Source organism: Candidatus Desulfolinea nitratireducens (assembly GCF_982879505.1).
Genome location: NZ_CEYOSI010000130.1, coordinates 1 through 1,779, shown reverse-complemented (window position 1 = coordinate 1,779; position 1,779 = coordinate 1). Strand labels below are relative to the sequence as shown.

The 1,779-nt window shown below is 42.8% G+C and carries 2 protein-coding genes; both read left to right on the top strand.

Annotated elements, in window-relative coordinates:
* Window positions 1–663, top strand: a 663-nt coding sequence (locus tag AC3DOM_RS11690) for a transporter associated domain-containing protein (RefSeq protein ID WP_487919224.1), incomplete at its 5' end; no start/stop codon positions are given.
* 13 nt (window positions 664–676) lie between these two features.
* Window positions 677–1,756 carry a hypothetical protein gene (locus tag AC3DOM_RS11685; RefSeq protein WP_487919223.1) on the top strand — a complete coding sequence of 360 codons (1,080 nt, stop codon included), beginning with the start codon at window positions 677–679 and terminating at the stop codon, window positions 1,754–1,756.
* The last annotated feature ends 23 nt before the right edge of the window (window positions 1,757–1,779 follow it).

Genomic DNA, 1,779 nt, shown 5'->3' with positions numbered 1-1,779 from the left:
AGTCGCTTATATGATGTAATGACGCCTCGGACGGCAATCGTTGCATTTGAAGAAAAAATATCTACGCATGTTGCTCTTGAAGTTGCCAAGCGTATTGGTTATTCTCGTTTCCCTGTTTACCGGGATAATATTGATCAGGTCATTGGTTTTGTACATATTAAAGATATAATATTAAAAAGTGATAATGTTAATCTTGGTCAATATTATCGCCCAATTCATTTCATCCCCAGCAATTCCTCACTTCCTGGAGCCTTTGAAATCCTGACAGAAACAGGTAGCCAAATAGCGATAGTGGTAGATGAATTTGGAGGGACACATGGATTGCTAACTCTTGAAGACCTGCTAGAAGAAATCGTCGGGGAGATCGAAGACGAACATAGCCCTGTTTCTCACTCTTCTGTGCAAGAGTCTGAAGGTGAATGGCTCGTACCTGGTCAGACCTCGATTCTTGAAATTAGCGATTTGATAAAGGTTAAATTCCACTCAAAAGGACAATACAAAACGATTGCCGGATTTATTATGAAAGAATTGGGTTTCATACCGGTTGAAGGGGATCAGATTCAAAGATCCGGTTATACATTTATAGTTCGAAAACGTGAAAATCTGCGCATCGCCGAGGTTGAAATAAAAAAAGCCACCTTGGTTGATGGCACAGCAAAATAAAAAGGATCAAATTATGATCGAATTCGAACATACCATCTTTATCATTTTATTACTGAGTGGAATTCTCAACGCCAAACCCCCGCGACAACGATGGGCTACATTGGTAATTCTAGTTGGCGTTCTGCTTGTATTCTTGCCACCGGCTCGTCAGATATCCATACCCTGGGAGATAATTTTGGGGATTGTTATTCCATTGCTCTTATGGCAAAACATCCGCAGGATTATCAACTCGAATTGGCGAGGTTGGGGCAGTACTATCTTTTGGGGGATTACAGTGCTGATCTTTAGTTTTGCCCTTTGGCTTGTCGGTGTCTTAAACTGGTCTGGTGCTTTTCTTTTTGGCATAATTATCGCCAGCATGATCTGGAGAGCTGGCGAACCTGAGGCTGGGGCGAGCTATTTGAGCCAGATGGGAACGCTGACGCTGATCTTTTTGCTAACAGAGGCGGAGGCAGCCATCCAATCTCCCAATTATTATCTTGGAGGGGTATTCAGCGGTGCATTTATCGGAGTTGGGACCGCTTTATTCAGTGTATATCTGCTCCGAATGATTTCGCCCCAACTTCACCCCTGGATCAGTATCGGGCAGGTTTATATAGCTTACTGGTTCTCGTATTTCATTGGGGTATCAGCGGTAACGGCAGCCTTGATTAGCGTAATGGTTTTTGTATGGCTAAATCAAAATCGCCAATTAGCCTATCGTGTAAAAAAACTACCGGCTCCATTGAACTCCTGGACCGGCTTCAGCTTTGTTCTGGGATTATTCCTGTTGTTAGGTTGGCAAGCCCACCAACCTGTATCAACGCTTTTATTTATTGAGGTAATCGCAGGAACCTTCCTTGGATTGATCATCACCTGGTTAGGACGTAAGTGGAATATAGCCGCTTTTCATAAGGAGCAGGCTTATTGGATGGCGGGAGCACGAATCGCCTTATTATTATTTCCATCACTAGTGCTCTGGCCCCGCGATACTTTGCACAATCCTGCTCAACTTACAGTAGCAATAGGTATTGCGATTTTCGTGATTGGATTTTCACATGTGGGACTTTCCTATTATTTTCCTCAGGGGGCATACTCAAAGAATATATCCTAATAATTACAACTATTAATGCATTA